The organism is Catellatospora sp. NPDC049133, from assembly GCF_040648455.1.
GTDB classification, from domain to species: Bacteria; Actinomycetota; Actinomycetes; order Mycobacteriales; family Micromonosporaceae; genus Catellatospora; species Catellatospora aurea.
The window spans coordinates 95,960-114,471 of sequence record NZ_JBEZDT010000004.1 but is presented as its reverse complement, the minus strand read 5'-3'; the positions used below and the strand labels follow the sequence as shown (position 1 = coordinate 114,471).

Genomic DNA, 18,512 nt, shown 5'->3' with positions numbered 1-18,512 from the left:
CGTCCGTGACGGCCGTCACGCGCTCCGTGCTGCGCCTAGGCCGCCTTCCACGATCGCGACCGCGAGGGGAAGCGCCACCTCCCGGGTCACCGCCTCGACCGGCCCGGTGACCAGTGCGAACAGCGCTCCGCCGTACATCACGAGCATCGGCGGGATCGCGGCCGGCGGGATGTCCAAGCCGAGGTCGGCGTGGTGGCCGCCGGTGAACGACGCCATCGCCGCCATCAGCTCATCGAGCGCCGCGGCCAGGGCGGGTCGCCGCAGACTCTCCAGGCGCAGCTCGAAGATCGCCAGGTAGCGGGCTCGGTGCGGGCCTGCGGCCAGCAGCAGCGAACCCGCGATCAGGTCGATCGCCCGCTGCGCGCCGTCGCCCGAGGCGGGGGCGGGCTCGGTTCGCGCCGCCTCGGCCATGTCGGCCTGGTGGCGCTCCACGACGCGTCCGGCGGTCGCCACGAGCAGGGCTTCCCGGCTGCGGAAGTAGTTCGACGCCGTCCCGGCGGGCAGCCCTGCGCGCCGGTCGACGGCCCGGTGGGTGACCCCGTGCACGCCCGATTCCACGAGCAGGTCGATCGCCGCGTCGGTGAGCTGCGCCCGGCGCTGTTCGTTGGGTGGCGGCACCCGTGCATTGTATGGCACCATCCGTTGTACAACGTACGTAGTGAATGGGAGTGTCGCGGTGAAGGTGCTGATCGCGGGAGGCGGCGTCGGCGGGCTGGCCCTGGCCCGGGGACTCGCCGGGTCCGGGCACGAGGTCAGCGTCCTCGAACAAGCCTCTGAACTGCGCACCGGCGGCGCCGCCGTCACGATCTTCAGCAACGGGGCGGCCGCGCTCGCGGGGCTCGGCGCGCCGCTGGCCGGGTTCGGCGGGCGGCTCGACCGGCTGCGGTTCGACACCGCCGACGGCCGGACCATGGTCACCGCAGACCTGACGGTGCTCGCCGACCGGATCGGCTTCCCGGTGACGTCGGTGCCCCGCGAGCGCCTGGTCAGGCATCTCGCGCAGGGGGTGCCGGTGGAGTTCTCGCGCGAGATCGTCGACGTCGAGGTCCGTCCCGACGGCGTGACCGCGATCGACGCCACCGGCGACCGGCACGAGGCCGACGTCGTGGTCGGCGCGGACGGGCACCGCTCCGCCGTACGCCGCGCGGTCCTCGACCCGGCACCCGCCGCCCAGAACGAGTGGACCACCTGGCAGGGCCTGACCCCGGTGCTGCCCGAGCTGGTGGACGGCACCACGGGCGTCTGTGTCGTCGGTGATGCCGGTCTTGTCGGGCTGCTGCCGTCCGGCGACGGGCTGCTGATGTGGTGGTTCGACGTGCACCGGCCGCTGGGCGGATCGCCCGCCGCCGAACTGGCCGAGCGGTTCGCTGGATACGGCCCGCTCGTGCAGGGGCTGCTGCGTCAGATCCGGGACCAGGACCTGGAGTCGTTCCGGCACGTCACCCATCGCATCCCCGACCAGTGGGGACGCGGCGGGGCGACGCTGCTCGGCGACGCCGCGCACGCCTTCCCGCCCACCCAGGCGCAGGGCGCCAACCAGGCCCTCGAAGACGCCTGGCTGCTCAGCCGCGCGCTACGGGGCGACACCGCCGACCTGCCCGGCGCGCTGCGGCGCTACGAGGCGCTGCGGGCCCGGCGGGTGCGCAAGGTCTCCCGGCGCGCTGCGAGCGAGCAGACCAACAAGCCACTGCCCCCGCTGGTACGCAGGCTGACCAGGCTGATGCCGCCGACCCTCATCGGCAGGGCGTACGCCGCGCAGCTGCGCGGGATCAGCAGCGTCCTCAACGACGAGACCGTCTGACGGCTTAAGGGGCGTGTTCAGGGTTAGTGCCGATGCGGGTGGTCCGGCAGCGCGCTTAGCGTGGCGGACATCGGCCGACGTCGTCCGTCCAGTGACACCTCAGGGATGGGGCAGCCATGCGCGCGATCGAGCACATTGCCTACGGAACCCCCAACGTGCTGCGCCTGACCCAGGTCGAGCCGCCCGTGCCCGGCGAGCGTGACGTCCTGATCCGGATCATCGCGACGACCGTCACCGCGGCCGAGGCCGCCATGCGGCGCGGCGAGCCCCGCTGGGGCCGAGTGGTCCTCGGGTTCACCCGCCCGCGCCAGCGGATGCGCCGGCTCGGCATGGAACTTGCCGGCGAGGTGGCCGCGGTCGGCGCGGGCGTGACCCGGTTCAAGCCCGGTGACCGGGTGTCCGGCTTCACCGGCTTCGGGCTGGGGGCGTACGCCGAGTACAAGTGCATGCCGGAGGACGGCTCGCTCGCGCTCATGCCCGCGAACGTGACCTTCGAGCAGGCCGCCGCCGCGGTCGACGGGGCCACCACCGCGCTGTTCTTCCTGCGCGACCAGGCCAAGGTGCGGCCGGGCCGGCGGGTGCTGATCGTCGGCGCGTCCGGCAGCGTCGGCACGTACGCGGTGCAGCTCGCCAAGCACCTCGGCGCGCACGTCACCGCCGTCTGCGGCACCCGCAACACGGCGCTGATCGCCGAGCTCGGCGCCGACCACGTGATCGACTACACGAAGGAGGACTTCACCGCGAACGGCGAGCGCTACGACGTCGTCTTCGACACGATCGCGGGCAGCTCCTTCCGCGCCTGCCGGGGCTCGCTCACCCCGAAGGGCTGCTATGTGCCGACGACCGGGCTGCACAATGTCCCGCTGGTCTGGCTGACCGCGCTGACCGGGGGCCGCCGCGTCGTCGGCGGCATGTCGGTGAACAAGGCCGACCTGCTGGTCTACCTGCGCGACCTCATCGAACGGGACCAGCTGCGCATCGTCATCGACCGGACCTACCCGTTGGAGCGGATCGCTGAGGCCCACCGCCACGTCGACACCGGCCACAAGACCGGCAACGTCGTCATCACCGTCGGTTGATCAGTATTACGGAGTACAGTAATCGTATGAACCGAGAACAGGTCGACCGCACCTCGATCAGCCTGCCCGTGGACCTGGCCGAGTACGCCCGCGCCAAGGGCAACGGGAACACCTCGGCGTACCTGGCGAGCCTGATCGAGAAGGACCGCCGCCTCGACCGGATCAAGGCGATGCTCGCCGAGCACGGCTACACCGGCGAGCAGGCGATCACCGACGCGGGCGTGGCGGCGATGCGCGACCGGCTGCACCGGGTGCGCCGCGAGCGGGCCGGCCGCCGGCAGACCGCGTGAACATCACCGTCGTGCTGGACGCCTCCGCGCTGCGTGCGTACGCCCGGCTGGACAGCGTGTCGGTGGGCGAGCTGCTGCAGACGGTCGCCGAAGACGGCGACCTGGCCGGGATACCGGTGCTCGCGCTCGTCGACCTGTGGCCCGACCTCGGCAAGGAGGAGCAGAGCCTGCTCACCGACCTGATCGGACGCGCGGACAGCCCGGTGCAGGTGCTGCCGATGCACACCGACCTCGTGCCCGCGGTCGCCGCCTCGGCCCGTTCCCTCGGCCACGGCCCGGCCCATGCGGTCGCCGTCGTCCAGGACCCGGGCGCCACGCTCGCGACGTTCCACCCCGACCGCTACGCCGACGTGCTCGACCCGTACGACGTGCTCAAACTGTCGTAGTTTCATATAGATTAACGTTCTGAGTCGCGACAACAAGGGTTCGTCCGGGCGGCTGAATGGGGTCCGGACAGCGCTGTCCGGACAGTTGCCGCACCTCAACTCCGCCGCCTTGCGCCATGCGGGTCGTTCAGCGGCAGTACCTGGCAATTGAGTGCGGATACCCAGTTTCGTGGTGCGGGCCAACGGGCTGAAACTAGGCCGACACAAAGAAGAGATGGTCACAGCTCAAACCTGCGGAGGAGGAAGTTCCATCCCGGAAAGAGCCAATATCTCTCTCGAGTCGCTTCAGTACTTCTGCGACATTGTGGCTTTGAGCATCAATCGTGTCAATGGTTCGAACATCGAAATGGGGAATCGTCATGGCATACTCGGTTGCTCTTCTCTGGTCCACCACGCCACCATTTACGCTATTCCAGCTAGCGGGCCTTGACACTCTCGAGATGGCATCAAAATAACTAGTTACCTTGTCCAGGCAGTTTGCAATCTCTGTCTTATCGCCCAGGTCGCTTCGTGCATCAAGCCAGCTGGAGCGCAGATCGAGAGCCGGCATAAGCATGTCCTCGATTGCTTTTGTCAATGGGAGATCCGTCTGCGTGAGCTTGGAGTCGTCCTCCCCGGCTGATAGCGCTAACAAGGACGCCCGGAAGTCCCGATGCGGCATTTCAACCTGAGTAATCGACTTTTGAAGGTTCGACAGCTTCTCATTGCGCTCATCATTACGTACCGCTGTTACCTGAAAATCGGCTACACCGAAGGACACGGCCGCCGAAAATAAGATTGTTAAACCGGCGATAAGTAGCTGTACCTTGTGGTCGGCACTTCGGCTTTCCTGCCTCAACTTAATACCCCTAACGGCACTGTCAAATTAAACACCTCACTATCCAGGCGGTACCGGTCCGACTGTCCTGGTTAGATTCGCTGGCGCGCTTGGCCTGCAATGCCAGCGGTTCGACGCTGACTGTAGGCCGGGTCTGCAAGGTCCGCTGCGCCGTGGTCGGTTCACGGTTCTCCGTAATCGATCCCGATCCGTATACGCGCCGACACCCTTCGCTACAAAGTTGGGCGTCGGAGCAAGGTTCCCACAATGCTGACAAGGTGCGGAGTGACAGAATGCCGTCTCCCTCTCGCGTACGCCGGGGCATGACGAAGTGGGTTGCTTAGCACCGAGTGGAAACTGTCGGGCGGCGACGGTAACTTCACCGCGCCGCCGAAGCCGACCTTGGCCGGTGGAACCACCGTTCAAGGAGGTGCAGGCAGGGTGAATGCTGCCCGGAAACCGTGGGAGGAGCGCAGCGCCGCGCGCGTGGTCGCGCCCGCGCGGCCGCGCAAACTCGCCAAGGTGCCGTTCGTGGAGCTGGCCGACGGCCGGCTGCAGGGAGTGGTGTCCAGCGGCTCGGACATCGAGCGGGTGTACGTGTCCTCGCTGACCGCCGCGAACCACTCGTTCCACTGCAGCACCAACAACAACCGCCCGTGCGGCGGCATCCGCCGTGGCGGCTGCAACCACCTGCGCGCCCTGGCCGACGAGGCCGTGCTGCAGTACGGCGTCGAGCGGGTCGCCCGGTACGTGCGCGCCGACGTCGCCGAGGACGCCACGACCGGCGCGGCCGTGCTGGCGGCGGTCGACCCGTGGCACGAGCCGTCGGCGGGCGCGCCGGTGTTCAGCCGCTTCCTGCGGCACCTGGCCTACCTGGAGCTGGCCGCGACCACCGAGCCGCTGCCCGAGCTGCACTGGTTCCCGGCCGGCGGGGCGGTGCGCTGATGCGGTTCGACCTGCTGGCGGCCCCGGTCGACGGGGTGTCCGAGGCGTACGAGGTGGTGGCCGGGTTCGACGGCGCGCTGGTGGGCGGGCTGCTGCGGCCAGGCGTGGAGCAGATCGCGGCGCTGCACGCGCTCGCCGCCGCGGTGTCGGGGACCCCGCTGGCCGGACGTGCCGCCGAGGCGGTGGAGAAGACCATCGCCGGTTCGATCTCCGACGAGCACCTGGCGGCGCTGGTGGCGGCGCGCTCGGCGCTGCTCGGCGCGTCCCACGACGCGCTGCTGGCCCGGCTCGACGAGGCGGCCGGACGCAACCGCGAGGCCTGGCCCGCACCCGGACCGGGCAGCATGGCGGGAGCCGACAACCTGCTCGCGGCGGCCCGGTCCTGGCTGTCCGATCTGGCCATCGCGGGCTGGCGCGGCATCGACCACGACCTCGTGGCGCACGCTGATCAGGCGGTGCAGGCGCTGCTCGCGGAGCCGCGGCTGCGGCGGCTGGGCGCGCTGCTCGACGGGTTCGCCGGGGAACTGCGGGCGTGCGCGCCGGGCGCGACGATGCCGCGGGTGCCGGTGCGCCGCTGGGCCGACCTGTGGGCCCGCGCGGTGCTGCTGGCCCAGCCGGGCGCGCTCGCCGCGCCCGAGCCGAGCACGGTGTCGGGGCGGCTGCTGCCGCTCGGGATCGACCTGCACGAGCACCCGACCGCGGTGCAGGCGCAGGTGCACGCGGTGCTGGAGACGGCAGACGGGCCGCGCCTGGTCCGCGCGAGCGTCTCCACCCCGAAGGTGGACACACTGGTCGGGTCGGGCGTGTGGCAGTTGCTGCGCGGGCACAGTTCGCTGCTGGCGGCGGTCACCGAGCAGCGCGCCATGGACCTGACGGACATGCCGGTCACCGTGTGCGGCGACCTGATCTGGTCCGACGGGAACGCGAAGGCGGGAGCGCCCGCCGAGCCGTTCGCCACCGCACGGGTGCAGCTCGCGGCGGCGAGCGCCGCGCCGGTCCCGCCGCTGGAGCGGCATCCGGTCCGCATCGCCGAGCCGGTGCTGCTGGAGGGGTACACGGCGGCCGCGCACGACGACGGCGTCACGCTCACCCTGCCGGGCCTGACCGTCGAGGTGGACATCGAGCGGATGCACGGCGCCGGGCCGCTGACGGCCGCGCTGGTCGCCGCGTCGACCGCCTGCATCGGGCTGCTGCGCTGGGACGGGCATTGGACGGTCCAGCCGCTCGCGGTCGAGGCGCAGGTCAAGCGTAAGCCGGTCGCCGTGCACGCGGGCGCGTGGGCGGGCGGGGCAGCCGATGCCGCCGGAGCCAAGGCCGAGGCGGCCGCCGCCGACGCGGTCAAGGTGCTGCGTGAGCGGGCCGGAAGGTTGCTGCGCCGATGACTGTGGACGCGGATGTCAACCGCCGCCAGGTGATCTACTGGCGGCTCATCGCCCGGCTGTTCAGCCGCGAGGAGCAGGGCACCCTGGAAGCGGCCAGCCTGGCCGTGACCGAGGACATCGGGCTGCCCGCCGCGCTGCTCGACCCGTCGGTGTCGATCGACAACATCGTGCAGCGATTCCCCGACCTGGCCACGGAGTTCGACGGCCTGATGACGCCCGAGAAACTCGGTGCCGCGGCTTCCGGCGAGGCCGGCGCGGCCGCGTCGACCGCCGATGAGGCCGCCGCGTCGCCGGCCGAGGCCGGGCGGGATACGGCCGCCGAGGTGCGCCGGGCCGCGCTCGCGGCGAAGCTGCTGCTCAACGTGTTCGACACCGGGTCGGGCTCGGTGTCGGCGACGCAGTTGGCGCGCTGGCAGTCCGATGCCGGGTGGCTGGAGAAGGCGCTGGGCGAGGAGCCGGGCAGCCTGCGCCGGCAGGGCGGCGGCGGGGCGATGGGCGGCGGCAGCGGGCAGGGCATGGGCGGCACGCTCGGTGAGCTGGAAGGCGACCTGGTGAGCCGGATGAAGCTGCGCGAGGTGCTGGCCGATCCGAAGCTCGCCGCCCAGCTCACCCCGAGCATGTCGCTGATCGAGCAGCTGCTGCGCGACAAGTCGAACCTGTCCGGGGTCGCGCTGGCCAACGCGAAGTCGCTGATCCGGCGGTTCGTCGAGGAGGTCGCGGCGGTGCTGCGCACCCAGGTGGAGCGCACCGCGGTCGGCAAGATCGACCGGAGCGTGCCGCCGAAGCGGGTGTTCCGCAACCTCGACCTCGACCGCACCATCTGGAAGAACCTCACCAACTGGAGCCCGGACGACCAGAAGCTCTACGTCGACCGGCTCTTCTACCGGCACACCGCCGCCAAGACCACCCCGTCGCGGCTGATCGTGGTGGTGGACCAGTCCGGCTCGATGGTCGACTCGATGGTGAACTGCACCATCCTCGCCTCGATCTTCGCCGGGCTGCCGAAGGTGGACGTGCACCTGATCGCGTACGACACCAGGGCCATCGATCTGACGCCGTGGGTGCACGACCCGTTCGAGGTGCTGCTGCGCACGAACCTGGGCGGCGGCAACGACGGGCCGATCGCGATGGCGATGGCCCGCCCGAAGATCGCCGAACCGGCCAACACGGCGATGGTGTGGATCTCGGACTTCTACGAGTTCGACCGCTCCCAGCCGCTGTACGACAGCATCGTCGCCGTGCAGCGCTCCGGGGTGCGGTTCATCCCCGTCGGCTCGGTGACCAGCTCCGGGCAGAACATCGTCAACCCGTGGTTCCGTCAGCGCTTCAAGGACCTCGGCACGCCGGTCGTGTCCGGCCACATCCGCAAGCTCGTGTTCGAACTCAAGAACTTCCTCGCTTAGGAGAACCGACCCTTGACATCTCCCCCAGCTGAAGCAGGGGGATTCGACCCTCGCGGGTTGAACTTTCTGCTTCACAGCCCGTTGCCGACCTGGGCTACCAGCAAGGGACGGTGTACCGCCCATCGGTCTTACACAAGCTCCACAGACCTGACATTCCGCCAGCCCGGCGGTAGGCCCGACCGGCTTGGTTATCGCCTGCCAGGCCTCAACAAATTAGCACACCTGTCCACCTATGCGACACCGGCGGACGCCGGATTCGGCCTGGCGGCGAACCGGCTTTTCCTGCCCTGCTCCGCAGGGGTTCCGTTTCCTCTCCGGCCTGAAGGCCGGAGTATCCACGATAGGAATCTGATGACCGAGATGCTGCGCGCCCCCGCCGAGACCAAGTACGCCGAGGAGCTGGACTGGCTGGAGTCGATCGACGACGGCCCGAAGCCGTTCTCGTGGCGGCTGAGCCCGAAGATGGTGCGGCTGTTCATCCTGGGCAGCGAGCGCGCCGACGGCCTCGACCGGGAGGTCGCCCAGAAGTGGTTCGGCGACCGCAGCTTCGTCGAACGCGCCATCGTCACCCTCGCCTCCGACCGGGGTCTGCTGCTCATCGGCGACCCGGGCACCGGCAAGAGCTGGCTGGCCGAGCTGCTCGCCGCGGCGATCAGCCGCAACTCGACCCTGGTCGTGCAGGGCACCGCGGGCACCACCGAGGACCACATCAAGTACTCCTGGAACGTGTCGGCGGTCATCGCCAACGGCCAGTCCCGGGCCTCGATGATCCCGTCGCCGATCATGACGGCGATGGAGCAGGGCGTCATCGGCCGCTTCGAGGAGCTGACCCGCTCCACCAGCGACGTCCAGGACGCCCTGATCTCGATCCTGTCCGAGAAGTACGTGTCCATTCCCGAGCTGGACGACGACAACATCGTGTTCGCCAAGCCCGGCTTCTCCATCATCGCGACCGCGAACAGCCGCGACCGGGGCGTCAACGACCTGTCGTCGGCGCTGAAGCGCCGGTTCAACTTCGTGCGCATCCCGGTGGTGACCAACAAGAAGAGCGAAGCCGAGATCGTACGCTTCCGCACCGTCGAGCTGCTCCGGCGGCACCAGATCGAGCTGGACGTGCCGCCGACGCTGCTCGACATCCTGCTGCAGAGCTTCGCCGACCTGCGCGCCGCGGCCGCGTCGGCGGGCAGCGACGACGAGAAGCTCGAATCGGCGCTGTCCACCGCCGAGCAGATCGGCGTCCTGGAGGACGCGATCCTGCACAGCAACTTCTTCGGCGACCGGGCCCTGCGCGCGCAGACCCTGGCCGGTTCGCTGGTCGGGTCGCTGGCTCGGCGGGCCCCGGAGGACCTGGCGATCCTGAACAAGTACTGGCACGGCGTCGTCGAGCCGCGCAGCAAGGCCGAGGGCGGGTCGTGGACCGAGTTCCTCGACGGCGGCCGCGAAGCGATCAAGACACTGTCGTGACGGAACCCACCTTCGGGGCGCTGCGCTCGCAGCTGCTCGACGCGGCGGCGGCGCTCGCCGACGGGCCGGACGCGCTCGCCGGGATTCTGTCCGGCATCGTGGACGACGTCGACCGGGCGCTCGCCGAGCCGCTGGAGATCTGCCCGGTGTGCCACCACTCGCCCGCGTCCGCGATGGCGATGGCCAAACGGCTGCGCGAGAAGCAGCCCAAGGTCATCTACCTGGAGCTGTGCGAGGACATGACGCCGCTGCTCACCGAGCTGCGCAACTGCAAGCTGCCGGTGGCGGTGCAGGCGTTCGCGTCAGAACTCGACGGCTTCCCGCAGGACTGGGCGCCGCTGTCGGTGGTCGCGCCGATCACCGAGGCGTCGGCCGAATACCAGGCCATCGCGTACGCCCTGGACACGCCCGGGGTCGAGCTGGTGCTCGTGGACCGGTCCACCGACCACGTCTTCCAATGGCAGCCCCGCAAGGAAAAGGCCGCCGAGCCCGCACCCGAAGCCGGAACGGAACCGGCCGAGGACGCCGACCTGCACGGCGACGCCGTCGGCGTCGAGATCGGCGACCTGCGTCCGCGCTTCGCCGAGCTGGAGGAGCACCTGCTGCACCACGGCAAGGTGCGGCACTGGTCGGAGTGGTGGGACCAGTACGTCGAGCAGCCCCTCGGCGACGCCGACTACGACACGTACCGGCAGGTCATGGTCCTGATCGGCAGCCTGTTCCGGCGGCTCGCGCCCGGCGCGCGCGACCGGGTCACCTCCGACGAGGAACGCGAGCGCTACATGTGGACCCGGATGCGGCAGCACCTCGCCACGTCCGGCGTAGACGCCGCCGACACGCTCTACATCTGTGGGGCGTTCCACGCCGCCAGTCACGTCGACGAGTTCGGCCTGCACGGCGCGGACAGCTACGAGATCAGCCCCCGGACCGCCACCAAGTGGCACTACGGCCTGATCCCGTCGAGCCACTCGTCGATCGAGGCCCAGTTCGGGCTGGCCTCGGGCTCGGTGTCGATCGCCGCGGCGGTCTTCGCGAAGTCGCTGACCCGCACCGGCGTGGAGCCGTACCGGCTGGAGGGCCAGCAGGGCGGCCGCGCCGCGAAGAAGAAGGCCAAGCCGGCCCCGGTGGACTCGCCGCAGTCGCAGCAGGTCGCCGACCGGCTGTCCGGGTTCCTCGCCCGGCCCCCGGTGCTCGACACGCTCGACGAGGACGAGCTGCTCGGCTGGTCCGTCGAGATCGTCCGGCTGGCCCGCCGCAACGGCTACCTGTCCAGCACCGCCGACGCCATCGCCGTGTTCGAGACCTCGATCCTGCTCGCCGGGATGCGCGGCCGCGCCCGGCCCACGCCGTACGACTTCCAGGACGCGGCCGTCACCTGCATCGAGAAGGAGTCCGTGCCCGGCCGCCGCGACGTGCGGCGGCTCTGCGAGATCATGCTCGGCGGCGACCGGATCGGCCAGGTCGGCTACGAATCGCTGCCGCCGCTGGCCCGCGACGTGCACGACCGGCTCGCGCCGCTCGGCCTGAAGCTGGAGCAGCGCGGCGTGCAGCGGGCCCTGCTCGACATCGCGGGTGATCCGGTGCTCGGCAAGTGCTCCGACCTGCTGTGGATCCTGCGGCACCTGCTGCCGCAGGGCGCGGCCCGCCCGATCATGGGCGAGCGGCGGCTCGGCCACCGGGCCATCCAGGAGTCCTGGGACCTGGCGCTGGGCACCCACTCCCGCGAGCTGATCGAACTCGGCTACGAGGGCATCACCGTCGAGCAGGTCCTCGAACAGCGCCTGCGCCGCTCCGTGTGGGGCCCGCAGGCCACGGCCGCGGTCGCGCTCGGCGCGGTCGAGGACGCCACGCTGTACCTGCGCAGCCGCCGCTTCGCCGACGAGCTCGGCGCGCGGGCGGTCGAGCTGCTGGCCGCCGAACGCACCGTCGACGACGCCCCGGACGTGCTGCGCCGGGCCCGCCGCCTGCTGGCCCACTACCGGGCCACCGAGCCGGTGCTGCCCGCCTGGCTGGAGGCGTTCGTCAAGGCCGGGTACGCGCACTACTGCACCCTGCTGCCGAACGCCTTCGTCGAGGAGGAGACCGGCGCCAAGCAGGTCGCCGCGATGCTGGGCTTCCTGTTCAGCATGGAGAGTCTCGCGCTGTCGCTGGGCTGCGACCGGGCCCAGCTGGAGCTGGCCGTGGCGCAGTCGCACCCGACGACGCCCGGCAAGACCGCGCTGCTGTGGGCGGCCCAGCACCAGCTCGGCCTGCTGTCCCGGGCCGAGCTGCGCGAACGCTGCGTCGCACTGCTGGACAACCCGCTGGTGCTGCCTGCGTACCCGCAGTATCTGAGCGGGTTCGTGCAGGCCCTGGAGCCGGTGCCGGCGCTGGCCGGGTTCGTCGTCGAGGCGATCTCGCAGGCGTTCGGGCGGCTGCCCGACGCCGTGCTGCTGCCCTGGCTGCCGGCGCTGATCACGACGCTGCGCAAGGAGGGCGGCGACCACGTCGGCCTGCTGGTCCGCGAGGCCGGCCGGGTGTTCCCGGGCGACCTGCCGACCCTCGACGCGTGGACCCCGCCCTGGTCGGCGGCGGCCGTCGAGCCGGCAGCCGCCGCCGTCGCGCCGCGTGCCCCGGCCGGTCCGGTCGCGGCGCTGCTCGCCACGCACCCGGAGCCGACCGACGCGCTCGCCGCGCTCCTCGGCTGCGACGGCACCTGGGCTGCCTCGGAGCAGGCAGCGGGCACCGGCCCGGCGAACGACCTGCTGACCCGGTATCCGCTGTCGGCCGCGGAGCTGGCCGTCGCCATCGGCGTCGATTGACCGAGGTCCTCGGGCCGTGGCGGAGTCGGCTCCGCCACGGCCCCCGGGCAGGATGTGCCGCAAGATTGGGACATTACGGTATCAATACCGTCATCATCTGTGCTGACCTGGGCGGATGCCCGGCACTGCGATCCTGTCCGCGTGCAGACGTCGGCTAAGGTCTGGCCCCGACGGCTGGGGGTGGCGGGTGTTGGACCTGGTGGCAGGGCTGATCGGCGGGTTGCTCGGCGGAGGCTGGGCCGAGCGGCGCGAGCTTCGGCGTGCCGAGGCGCGGCGGGCGGCGCTCGCCGCCGGTGAACCCGTGCGCGTGCCGTGCGGGATCCGGGACACCGGCGCCGGGCAGACCCAGTGGCGTCACGGCGACCTGCTCATCACGGCCGACAGCATGTGGTGGACCCCGCCGGGCATGACCACCCGGCGCATCGCGCTCGGTCCCGAAGGGCTGACCGTGCACGGCAACCGTGCGGTCTCCGTGCGCGAAGGCTGGGACGTCAATCCGTCGTGCCGGATCCTGGCCGTTCGGGTCGGCGAGCGCTCGCTGGAACTGGCCATCCCCGAAGCGGATCTCGCCGCGGTCGGCGCCGTGCTGCCGCCGACCTGATCCGCCCGGTTCAGTTCTGTTCGACGACGGCGCTGGTGCCGGAGCCGGGCCGGGACTCCCACTCCCAGGTCTCGTCCAGCCGGAGCCGGCCGTCGTCGAGCTGCGACAGCACCGACACGCAGTGCCCGGTCGAGGTCTGCCCGTCGGTGTTGAGCTGGGTGTACCGGAAGTCCAGCCGGTCGCCGACGCGGGTGCCGACGAGGAAGCCGCGCCGGATCGCGCCGCCGGAGTACTCGGCCCAGACCGTGCCGTCTCGCTCGTGGTAGTCGAACACCGTCTGCGTGCCGACCTCGCCTCCGGCGACATCCGCTTCGGCGAGGAATCGCCGCCCCTCCAATGATGTGATCACGAACCAGATGGTGACACCCCCACTCTGGCCACCGGAATCGGCCTCGCCGCCGCGGCCCATGTGCCGGGACGCGCGACGCAACAATGGATCTAGATGACGTGTTGTCGCCCGGGTGACAACACATCATCTAGATCCGGGTCGATGGAGGTGAGGGCTGCGTCTACCGCGGACAGGGCGTAGGCGACCGTCCCATCCGGACCGAGTGTGCTACCTGCGGCGACGGCGTCGGCGTAGCCGGCTGGGCCCAGCGTCGCGGTGAGGCCGGCGGCGGCCTCGGCGAGGCTGTCGGCGTCGGAGCCGTACGCGGCCGTGTCGGCGGCGTCGAGCGCGCCGAGCAGCGTCGCGGCGGCTTCGGCCGAGCCGACCCGGACCAGCAGCGGCACCAGGTTGCGCAGCGTCGTCCACTGGTGGTGCCACACCTGCAGGCGGTGCCACCGGTCCACGCACTGCCGGAAGGCGCGCAGCGCGGCGGCGTCCTCACCCGACCGGGCCAGCAGAGCGGCCAGCCCGACCTGCGCGATGGTGGCGGTGAACGTGCCGGCCACGCCGTCGGCGAGCGCGACGGCCTCGGTGTAGAGCTTGCGGGCCCGCGCCGGGTCGTCGCCGCACAAGGCTTCGGCCTGGCAGTACTTCGCCCACGCGAGCAGGCTCGGATTGCCCAGGCGCGTGGTGACGCGCAGGTTCTCCTCGGCGACGGCCAGCCCGGCCGCGACATCTCCGGCGTACGTGCGCGCCAGTCCGTGGAACAGCAGGCCTTCGCCCTCGCGCCACGCGTCGCCGTGCACGCGGGCGAGCCGGGTCTGCTCCTGCGCCCAGCGGCTGCAGTCGTCCAGTCGGCCCTCGTAGAGCGCGACCGCGGCCAGCACCTTGAGTACCGGCAGGCACGACGGCCCCTGCGGGTCGGCGGCTCCGGCCAGCGCGGACTCGGCGATGGCGAGGGCACGGCGCTGGTCGCCGCGCAGCGTGAGCCCTTCGCCGACCGCGCCGCAGACGACCGGGTACAGCGGATGGGTCGCGGCGTCGGGCAGGCCGAGCACGGTCTCGCCCCAGGACACGACCTCGTCGTGGAACCGGTAGACGACGTAGTGGTAGAGCCCGGCCGAGACGCGCATGGCCAGGTCGGCGTCGCGCCGTTCGACGGCCCACCGGTGCGCGGCGCGCAGGTTGGCCAGGTCGGCGTCGAGCACGGCCACGCACCGGCCCTCGTCGGGACCGCGCATGGTCGCGCCGAACCGCTCGGCGGTCGCGGCGAAGTACGCGGCGTGCGCGTCGTGCAGCGCGTGCGCCTCGCCCCGCTCGGCGAGCTTCTCCGCGGCGTACGCCCGCAGCGTCGCCAGCATCCCGTAGCGCACCTGCCCGGCGCTCGGCCCGGCGGTGACCAGCGAGCCGTCGACCAGCGCGGCGAGGGTGTCGACGAGGCCCGGTTCGGCGCACACCTGCTCGGCGGCGGCGAGGGTGAACCCGCCGGCGAACACCGACAGCCGGTCGAACAGGCGCTGCTCGGCGGGGCTGAGCAGGGTGTACGACCAGTCGACGACGGCGCGCAGGGTGCGGTGCCGCTCGACGGCGGTGGACCGGGCCGCCAGCAGTTTCAGGCCGTCGCCGAGCCGGTCGGCGAGGTCGGCGGGGTTGAGCGCGCGCATCCGGGCCGCGGCGAGTTCGATGGCCAGCGGCAGCCCGTCGAGGCGGCGGCAGACCTCCGCCACGTGGTCGAGGTTCGGCCCGGTCAGGTCGAGCCCCGGCCGCACCGCGCGGGCACGGTCGGCGAACAGCAGCACCGATGCCGATCCCGCAGGGTCGGTGTCGTCGCCGGGCACGGGCAGCGGTGCGATCGGCTGGATCTGCTCGCCCGGCACGCCGAGCGGTGTGCGGCTGGTGGCCAGCACGGTCAGCCGGGGGCAGCTGCGCAGCAGGGCGGCGAGCAGCGCGGCGGCGGCGTCGAGCACGTGCTCGCAGTTGTCGACGACCAGCAGCAGCGAGCGGGTGGCCAGGTAGGCGCGTACCGACTCGGTGATGTCGGAGCCGGGCTGCTGGCGTGCCCCGATCGCGGCGGCGACGGCGTGGCCGACCGCGGCCGGGTCGGTGATCGCGCCCAGCTCGCACCAGCGCACACCGTCGGGGTGCTCCCGCGCCCCGGCCGCGACCTGGACGGCGAGCCGGGTCTTGCCGACGCCGCCGGGTCCGGTGAGCGTGACCAGCCGGTTCGTGTCCAAGGCGGCCCGGATCGCGGTCAGTTCATCCTCGCGGCCGATGAAACTGGACGATTCCTGCGGAACCGTGCCACCTTCAGGTGCGGCCTGGACATCGGCGCCGTCGGCTGACGCGCTCGCCGCCGCGGCAGGTGGCTCGCCGACCGTCGTGGCAGCAGGTCCGTCTGATGCCGTGGCGGCTGCCGGGCGCGGGTCGAGCCGCGGGTCCTGGCGCAGGATCGCGGTCTCCAGGCCGCGCAGCGCCGCGGACGGCTCGACGGCGAGTTCGTCGTCCAGGCGCTGCCGGAACGCCCGGAACGCCGCGAGGGCTTCGGCCTGGCGGCCGCACCGGTACAGGGCGAGCATGAGCTGGCCGCAGGGCCGCTCGCGCAGCGGCTGCTCGTCGGCGTACGCCCCGATCGCGGCGACCAGGTCGGCGTGGCGGCCCAGGGCGAGTCCGGCCTCGAAGCGCTGCTCGACCGCACCCAGTCGCAGCTCGGCCAGCCGGGCCGCCTCCGGTCGGGCGAAGTCCTCGTCGGCGAACTCGGCGTACGCCGTACCGCGCCACAGGCCCAGGGCTTCGTCCAGGCGCGCCAGCGCCGCCGTGGGGTCGCCCGGGAGGGTCCGGCCGGCCTCGCCGACCAGGGACTCGAACCGGCCCGCGTCGGTCTGCGCGGGCGTGACCCGCAGCAGGTAGCCGGGCGGCCGGGTCGACAGCGCCGCCTCGCCGTCGGCATGCAGCAGCGCGCGCAGCCGGGACACGTACGTGTGCAGGGACGGCACCGCGGTCGCGGGCGCGTCGTCGCCCCACAGGATTTCGATCAGCCGGTCGCCGGACACCACCGAGCCCGCCTGGGCGATCAGGGCCGTGAGCAGCAGCCGCTGCGTCCGGCTGCCGATGACCACGTCGCGCTCGCCGGACCGGACGCGCAGCGGCCCGAGCACGCCGAACGTCAGCACCGCGGCCCCGCCCGCCGCAAGGCGGCTGCAAGAGCGCTGCAAGGTGTGGCCGCCAGCATCGGAGTTGTCGGTTCCACCGTCACAACCCCTCACTATAGGAGGCGTAAGGATCATGACCACCGCAGAGATCACCGTCGAGGCGTCCGCGGCGGCCGTCGAAGAGTTCGCGGGCCGGGTCACGGGCGACACCAGCGCCTGGATGGTCACCACCATGGCGATGCTCGGCGACCGGCTGGGCCTGTGGCGGGCACTGGCCGACTCGGACGCGGTGACCAGCGCCGAACTGGCCGCCCGCACCGGCACCGGCGAGCGCTACGTCCGGGAGTGGCTGTCGTCCATGGCCTCGCACGGTTATCTGACCTACGACGAGTCCACCGGGCGCTTCACGCTGCCCGCCGAGCACGTGCCCGTGCTGGCCGCCGACAGCCCGGTCTACTTCGGCGGCCTGCACCAGGCCCTGTATGGGCTCACCGGCGTGCTCGGCCGGGTGACCGAGGCGTTCCGCGACGGCGGCGGGGTGCCGCTGGCGGCGTACGGCGAGGACTGGTGGCAGGGGCTGGAGCGGTTCACCGCCGGCAGCTTCGACCACCTGCTGACGCAGGTGTGGGTGCCCGCGATGCCGCAGGTGTACGCGAAGCTGGCGCTGGGCGCGCAGGTCGCCGACGTCGGCTGCGGCCGGGGACGGGCCCTGATCGGCCTCGCCCGCGCCTTCCCCGCGGGGCGGTACGTCGGATTCGACGTGCACCCGGAGTCGATCGCCGCGGCCCGTGCCGCCGCGCTGGAGGCCGGGGTCGCCGACCGGGTGCGGTTCGAGGTCTGCGACGCGGCCGCGGGCATCCCCGGCGAGTACGACATCGTGACCACGTTCGACGTGATCCACGACCTCGTCGAGCCAGCGGCGGTGCTGAAGGCGATCCGCGGCGCGCTGCGCCCGGACGGGCACTACGTGTGCGTCGACATCAACGCCAGCCACCACCTGCCCGACAACGCGGGACCGCTGGGCGCCTACTTCTACGGCATCAGCATCCTGTACTGCCTGACCACGTCCCTGGCCCAGCACGGCGCGGGCCTGGGCACGTGCGGATTCAACGAGCACACCGCACGCGAACTGTGCGCGCGGGCGGGCTTCGGCTCGGTCACCAAGGTCGAGATCGGCAACCCGTTCAACAACCTGTACGAGATCACCGTCTGAACCCGACCCCGGGCCCGGTCCACGTGACCGGGCCCGTTCTCCGATGAGGAGCCGCCATGTCCGTGTCCGCACTCGGCACCGTCCTCGGGATCTGGGCCCATCCCGACGACGAGGTCTACCTTTCCGCCGGGCTCATGGCCACGGCCCGCGACGCCGGGCAGCGCGTGGTCTGCGTGACCGCGACGCTCGGCGAGCACGGCACTGGCGATCCGGTGAGCTGGCCGCCCGCTCGGCTGGCCGCGGTACGCGCCCACGAGCAACGCGCCTCACTGGCCGTGCTCGGCGTCACCGAACACCACGTGCTCGGCCTTCCCGACGGCGGCTGCGCCGAGCAGGGGGAGGCCGTCGTGGACCGGCTCGCCGCGATCGTGGCCGAGGTGCGGCCCGACACGATCGTCACCTTCGGACCCGACGGCTTCACCGGGCACGCCGACCACCAGGCGGTTTCCCGCTGGGCCACGGCCGCGCGGAAGCGGGCCGCCCCGAACGCCCGGCTGCTGCATCCGGTCCTCACCCACGAGTTCCTCGCTCGCTGGCAGGACGTGTACGACCGGATCGACGTCTTCCTCGCCGACGGGCTGCCGCACGCGGTGCCCGCCGCCGCGCTTAGCCTGGACGTGCTTTTCGACGACGCGCTGGCCGACCGCAAGCTCGTCGCGCTGCGAGCGCAGGCCACCCAGACCTCCGGGCTGGTCGCGCTGCTCGGCGAGCAGACCGTGCGGGACTGGTGCGCGACCGAGGGCTTCATCGACGCTCGGCCGGTGCCCGACCGCACATGGGCTTCGTGGCGGCCTGCGGCGGCGCGCGTGCCCGACTACGCCGTATGGGACCACCAGTGCTGAACCACGGCCGT

The 18,512-nt window shown here is 71.8% G+C and carries 16 protein-coding genes; 12 read left to right on the top strand and 4 right to left on the bottom strand.

Translation table 11 applies throughout. From position 1 onward, the window contains the following. Nucleotides 1-15: 15 nt before the first annotated feature. Entirely contained in the window at nt 16-618 is a 603-nt protein-coding gene (locus AB0B35_RS05645; RefSeq protein ID WP_361041083.1) for a TetR family transcriptional regulator, read from the bottom strand. 58 nt (nt 619-676) lie between these two features. On the opposite strand from AB0B35_RS05645, the gene AB0B35_RS05640 reads away from it, so the two are divergent. The 4 genes from AB0B35_RS05640 (at nt 677) to AB0B35_RS05625 (ending at nt 3,556) form a co-directional block, all read left to right on the top strand. Next, entirely contained in the window at nt 677-1,801 is a 1,125-nt protein-coding gene (locus AB0B35_RS05640; RefSeq protein ID WP_361041080.1) for an NAD(P)/FAD-dependent oxidoreductase, read from the top strand. Between the two features lie 116 nt (nt 1,802-1,917). Continuing rightward, a complete protein-coding gene (locus tag AB0B35_RS05635) occupies nt 1,918-2,880 on the top strand; it encodes an NAD(P)-dependent alcohol dehydrogenase (protein WP_361041078.1) in 963 nt (320 codons plus the stop codon). A 26-nt stretch (nt 2,881-2,906) separates the two neighbouring features. Next, nucleotides 2,907-3,170 carry a hypothetical protein gene (locus AB0B35_RS05630; protein ID WP_361041075.1) on the top strand — a complete coding sequence of 88 codons (264 nt, stop codon included), beginning with the start codon at nt 2,907-2,909 and terminating at the stop codon, nt 3,168-3,170. Continuing rightward, complete coding sequence (locus AB0B35_RS05625; RefSeq protein ID WP_361041073.1) at nt 3,167-3,556, top strand: hypothetical protein; 390 nt, start codon at nt 3,167-3,169, stop codon at nt 3,554-3,556. Before AB0B35_RS05630 ends, AB0B35_RS05625 begins: the two co-directional genes overlap by 4 nt. A gap of 193 nt (nt 3,557-3,749) precedes the next feature. Here the strand turns inward: AB0B35_RS05625 and AB0B35_RS05620 are convergent, their stop codons facing one another. Next, nucleotides 3,750-4,316 (bottom strand): hypothetical protein, encoded by a 567-nt coding sequence (locus tag AB0B35_RS05620; protein WP_361041071.1) that lies wholly within the window; start codon nt 4,314-4,316, stop codon nt 3,750-3,752. A gap of 498 nt (nt 4,317-4,814) precedes the next feature. Here AB0B35_RS05620 and AB0B35_RS05615 point away from each other — a divergent pair, with 498 nt between their 5' ends. The 6 genes from AB0B35_RS05615 to AB0B35_RS05590 all read left to right on the top strand — a co-directional run bounded on the left by AB0B35_RS05615 (nt 4,815) and on the right by AB0B35_RS05590 (nt 12,969). After that, a complete protein-coding gene (locus AB0B35_RS05615; protein ID WP_360537174.1) occupies nt 4,815-5,318 on the top strand; it encodes a hypothetical protein in 504 nt (167 codons plus the stop codon). Beyond that, a complete protein-coding gene (locus AB0B35_RS05610; protein ID WP_361041069.1) occupies nt 5,318-6,700 on the top strand; it encodes a hypothetical protein in 1,383 nt (460 codons plus the stop codon). The genes AB0B35_RS05615 and AB0B35_RS05610 overlap by 1 nt, the downstream gene beginning before the upstream one ends. Further along, entirely contained in the window at nt 6,697-8,103 is a 1,407-nt protein-coding gene (locus AB0B35_RS05605; RefSeq protein WP_361041066.1) for a VWA domain-containing protein, read from the top strand. Before AB0B35_RS05610 ends, AB0B35_RS05605 begins: the two co-directional genes overlap by 4 nt. Before the next feature lie 351 nt (nt 8,104-8,454). Further along, complete coding sequence (locus AB0B35_RS05600) at nt 8,455-9,567, top strand: AAA family ATPase (RefSeq protein WP_361041062.1); 1,113 nt, start codon at nt 8,455-8,457, stop codon at nt 9,565-9,567. Beyond that, entirely contained in the window at nt 9,564-12,368 is a 2,805-nt protein-coding gene (locus tag AB0B35_RS05595) for a hypothetical protein (protein ID WP_361041059.1), read from the top strand. Before AB0B35_RS05600 ends, AB0B35_RS05595 begins: the two co-directional genes overlap by 4 nt. A gap of 187 nt (nt 12,369-12,555) precedes the next feature. After that, a complete protein-coding gene (locus AB0B35_RS05590) occupies nt 12,556-12,969 on the top strand; it encodes a hypothetical protein (protein ID WP_361041056.1) in 414 nt (137 codons plus the stop codon). Nucleotides 12,970-12,979: 10 nt separating this feature from the next. On the opposite strand, the gene AB0B35_RS05585 is transcribed toward AB0B35_RS05590, so the two are convergent. Then, nucleotides 12,980-13,318 (bottom strand): hypothetical protein, encoded by a 339-nt coding sequence (locus AB0B35_RS05585; protein WP_361041054.1) that lies wholly within the window; start codon nt 13,316-13,318, stop codon nt 12,980-12,982. 89 nt (nt 13,319-13,407) lie between these two features. Next, on the bottom strand, nt 13,408-16,467 hold the full coding sequence (locus tag AB0B35_RS05580; RefSeq protein ID WP_361041051.1) for a BTAD domain-containing putative transcriptional regulator: 3,060 nt from the start codon (nt 16,465-16,467) through the stop codon (nt 13,408-13,410). A gap of 112 nt (nt 16,468-16,579) precedes the next feature. Here AB0B35_RS05580 and AB0B35_RS05575 point away from each other — a divergent pair, with 112 nt between their 5' ends. Then, complete coding sequence (locus tag AB0B35_RS05575; RefSeq protein WP_361041050.1) at nt 16,580-17,659, top strand: class I SAM-dependent methyltransferase; 1,080 nt, start codon at nt 16,580-16,582, stop codon at nt 17,657-17,659. 56 nt (nt 17,660-17,715) lie between these two features. Then, entirely contained in the window at nt 17,716-18,501 is a 786-nt protein-coding gene (locus AB0B35_RS05570; protein ID WP_361041047.1) for a PIG-L family deacetylase, read from the top strand. Nucleotides 18,502-18,512: the final 11 nt, after the last annotated feature.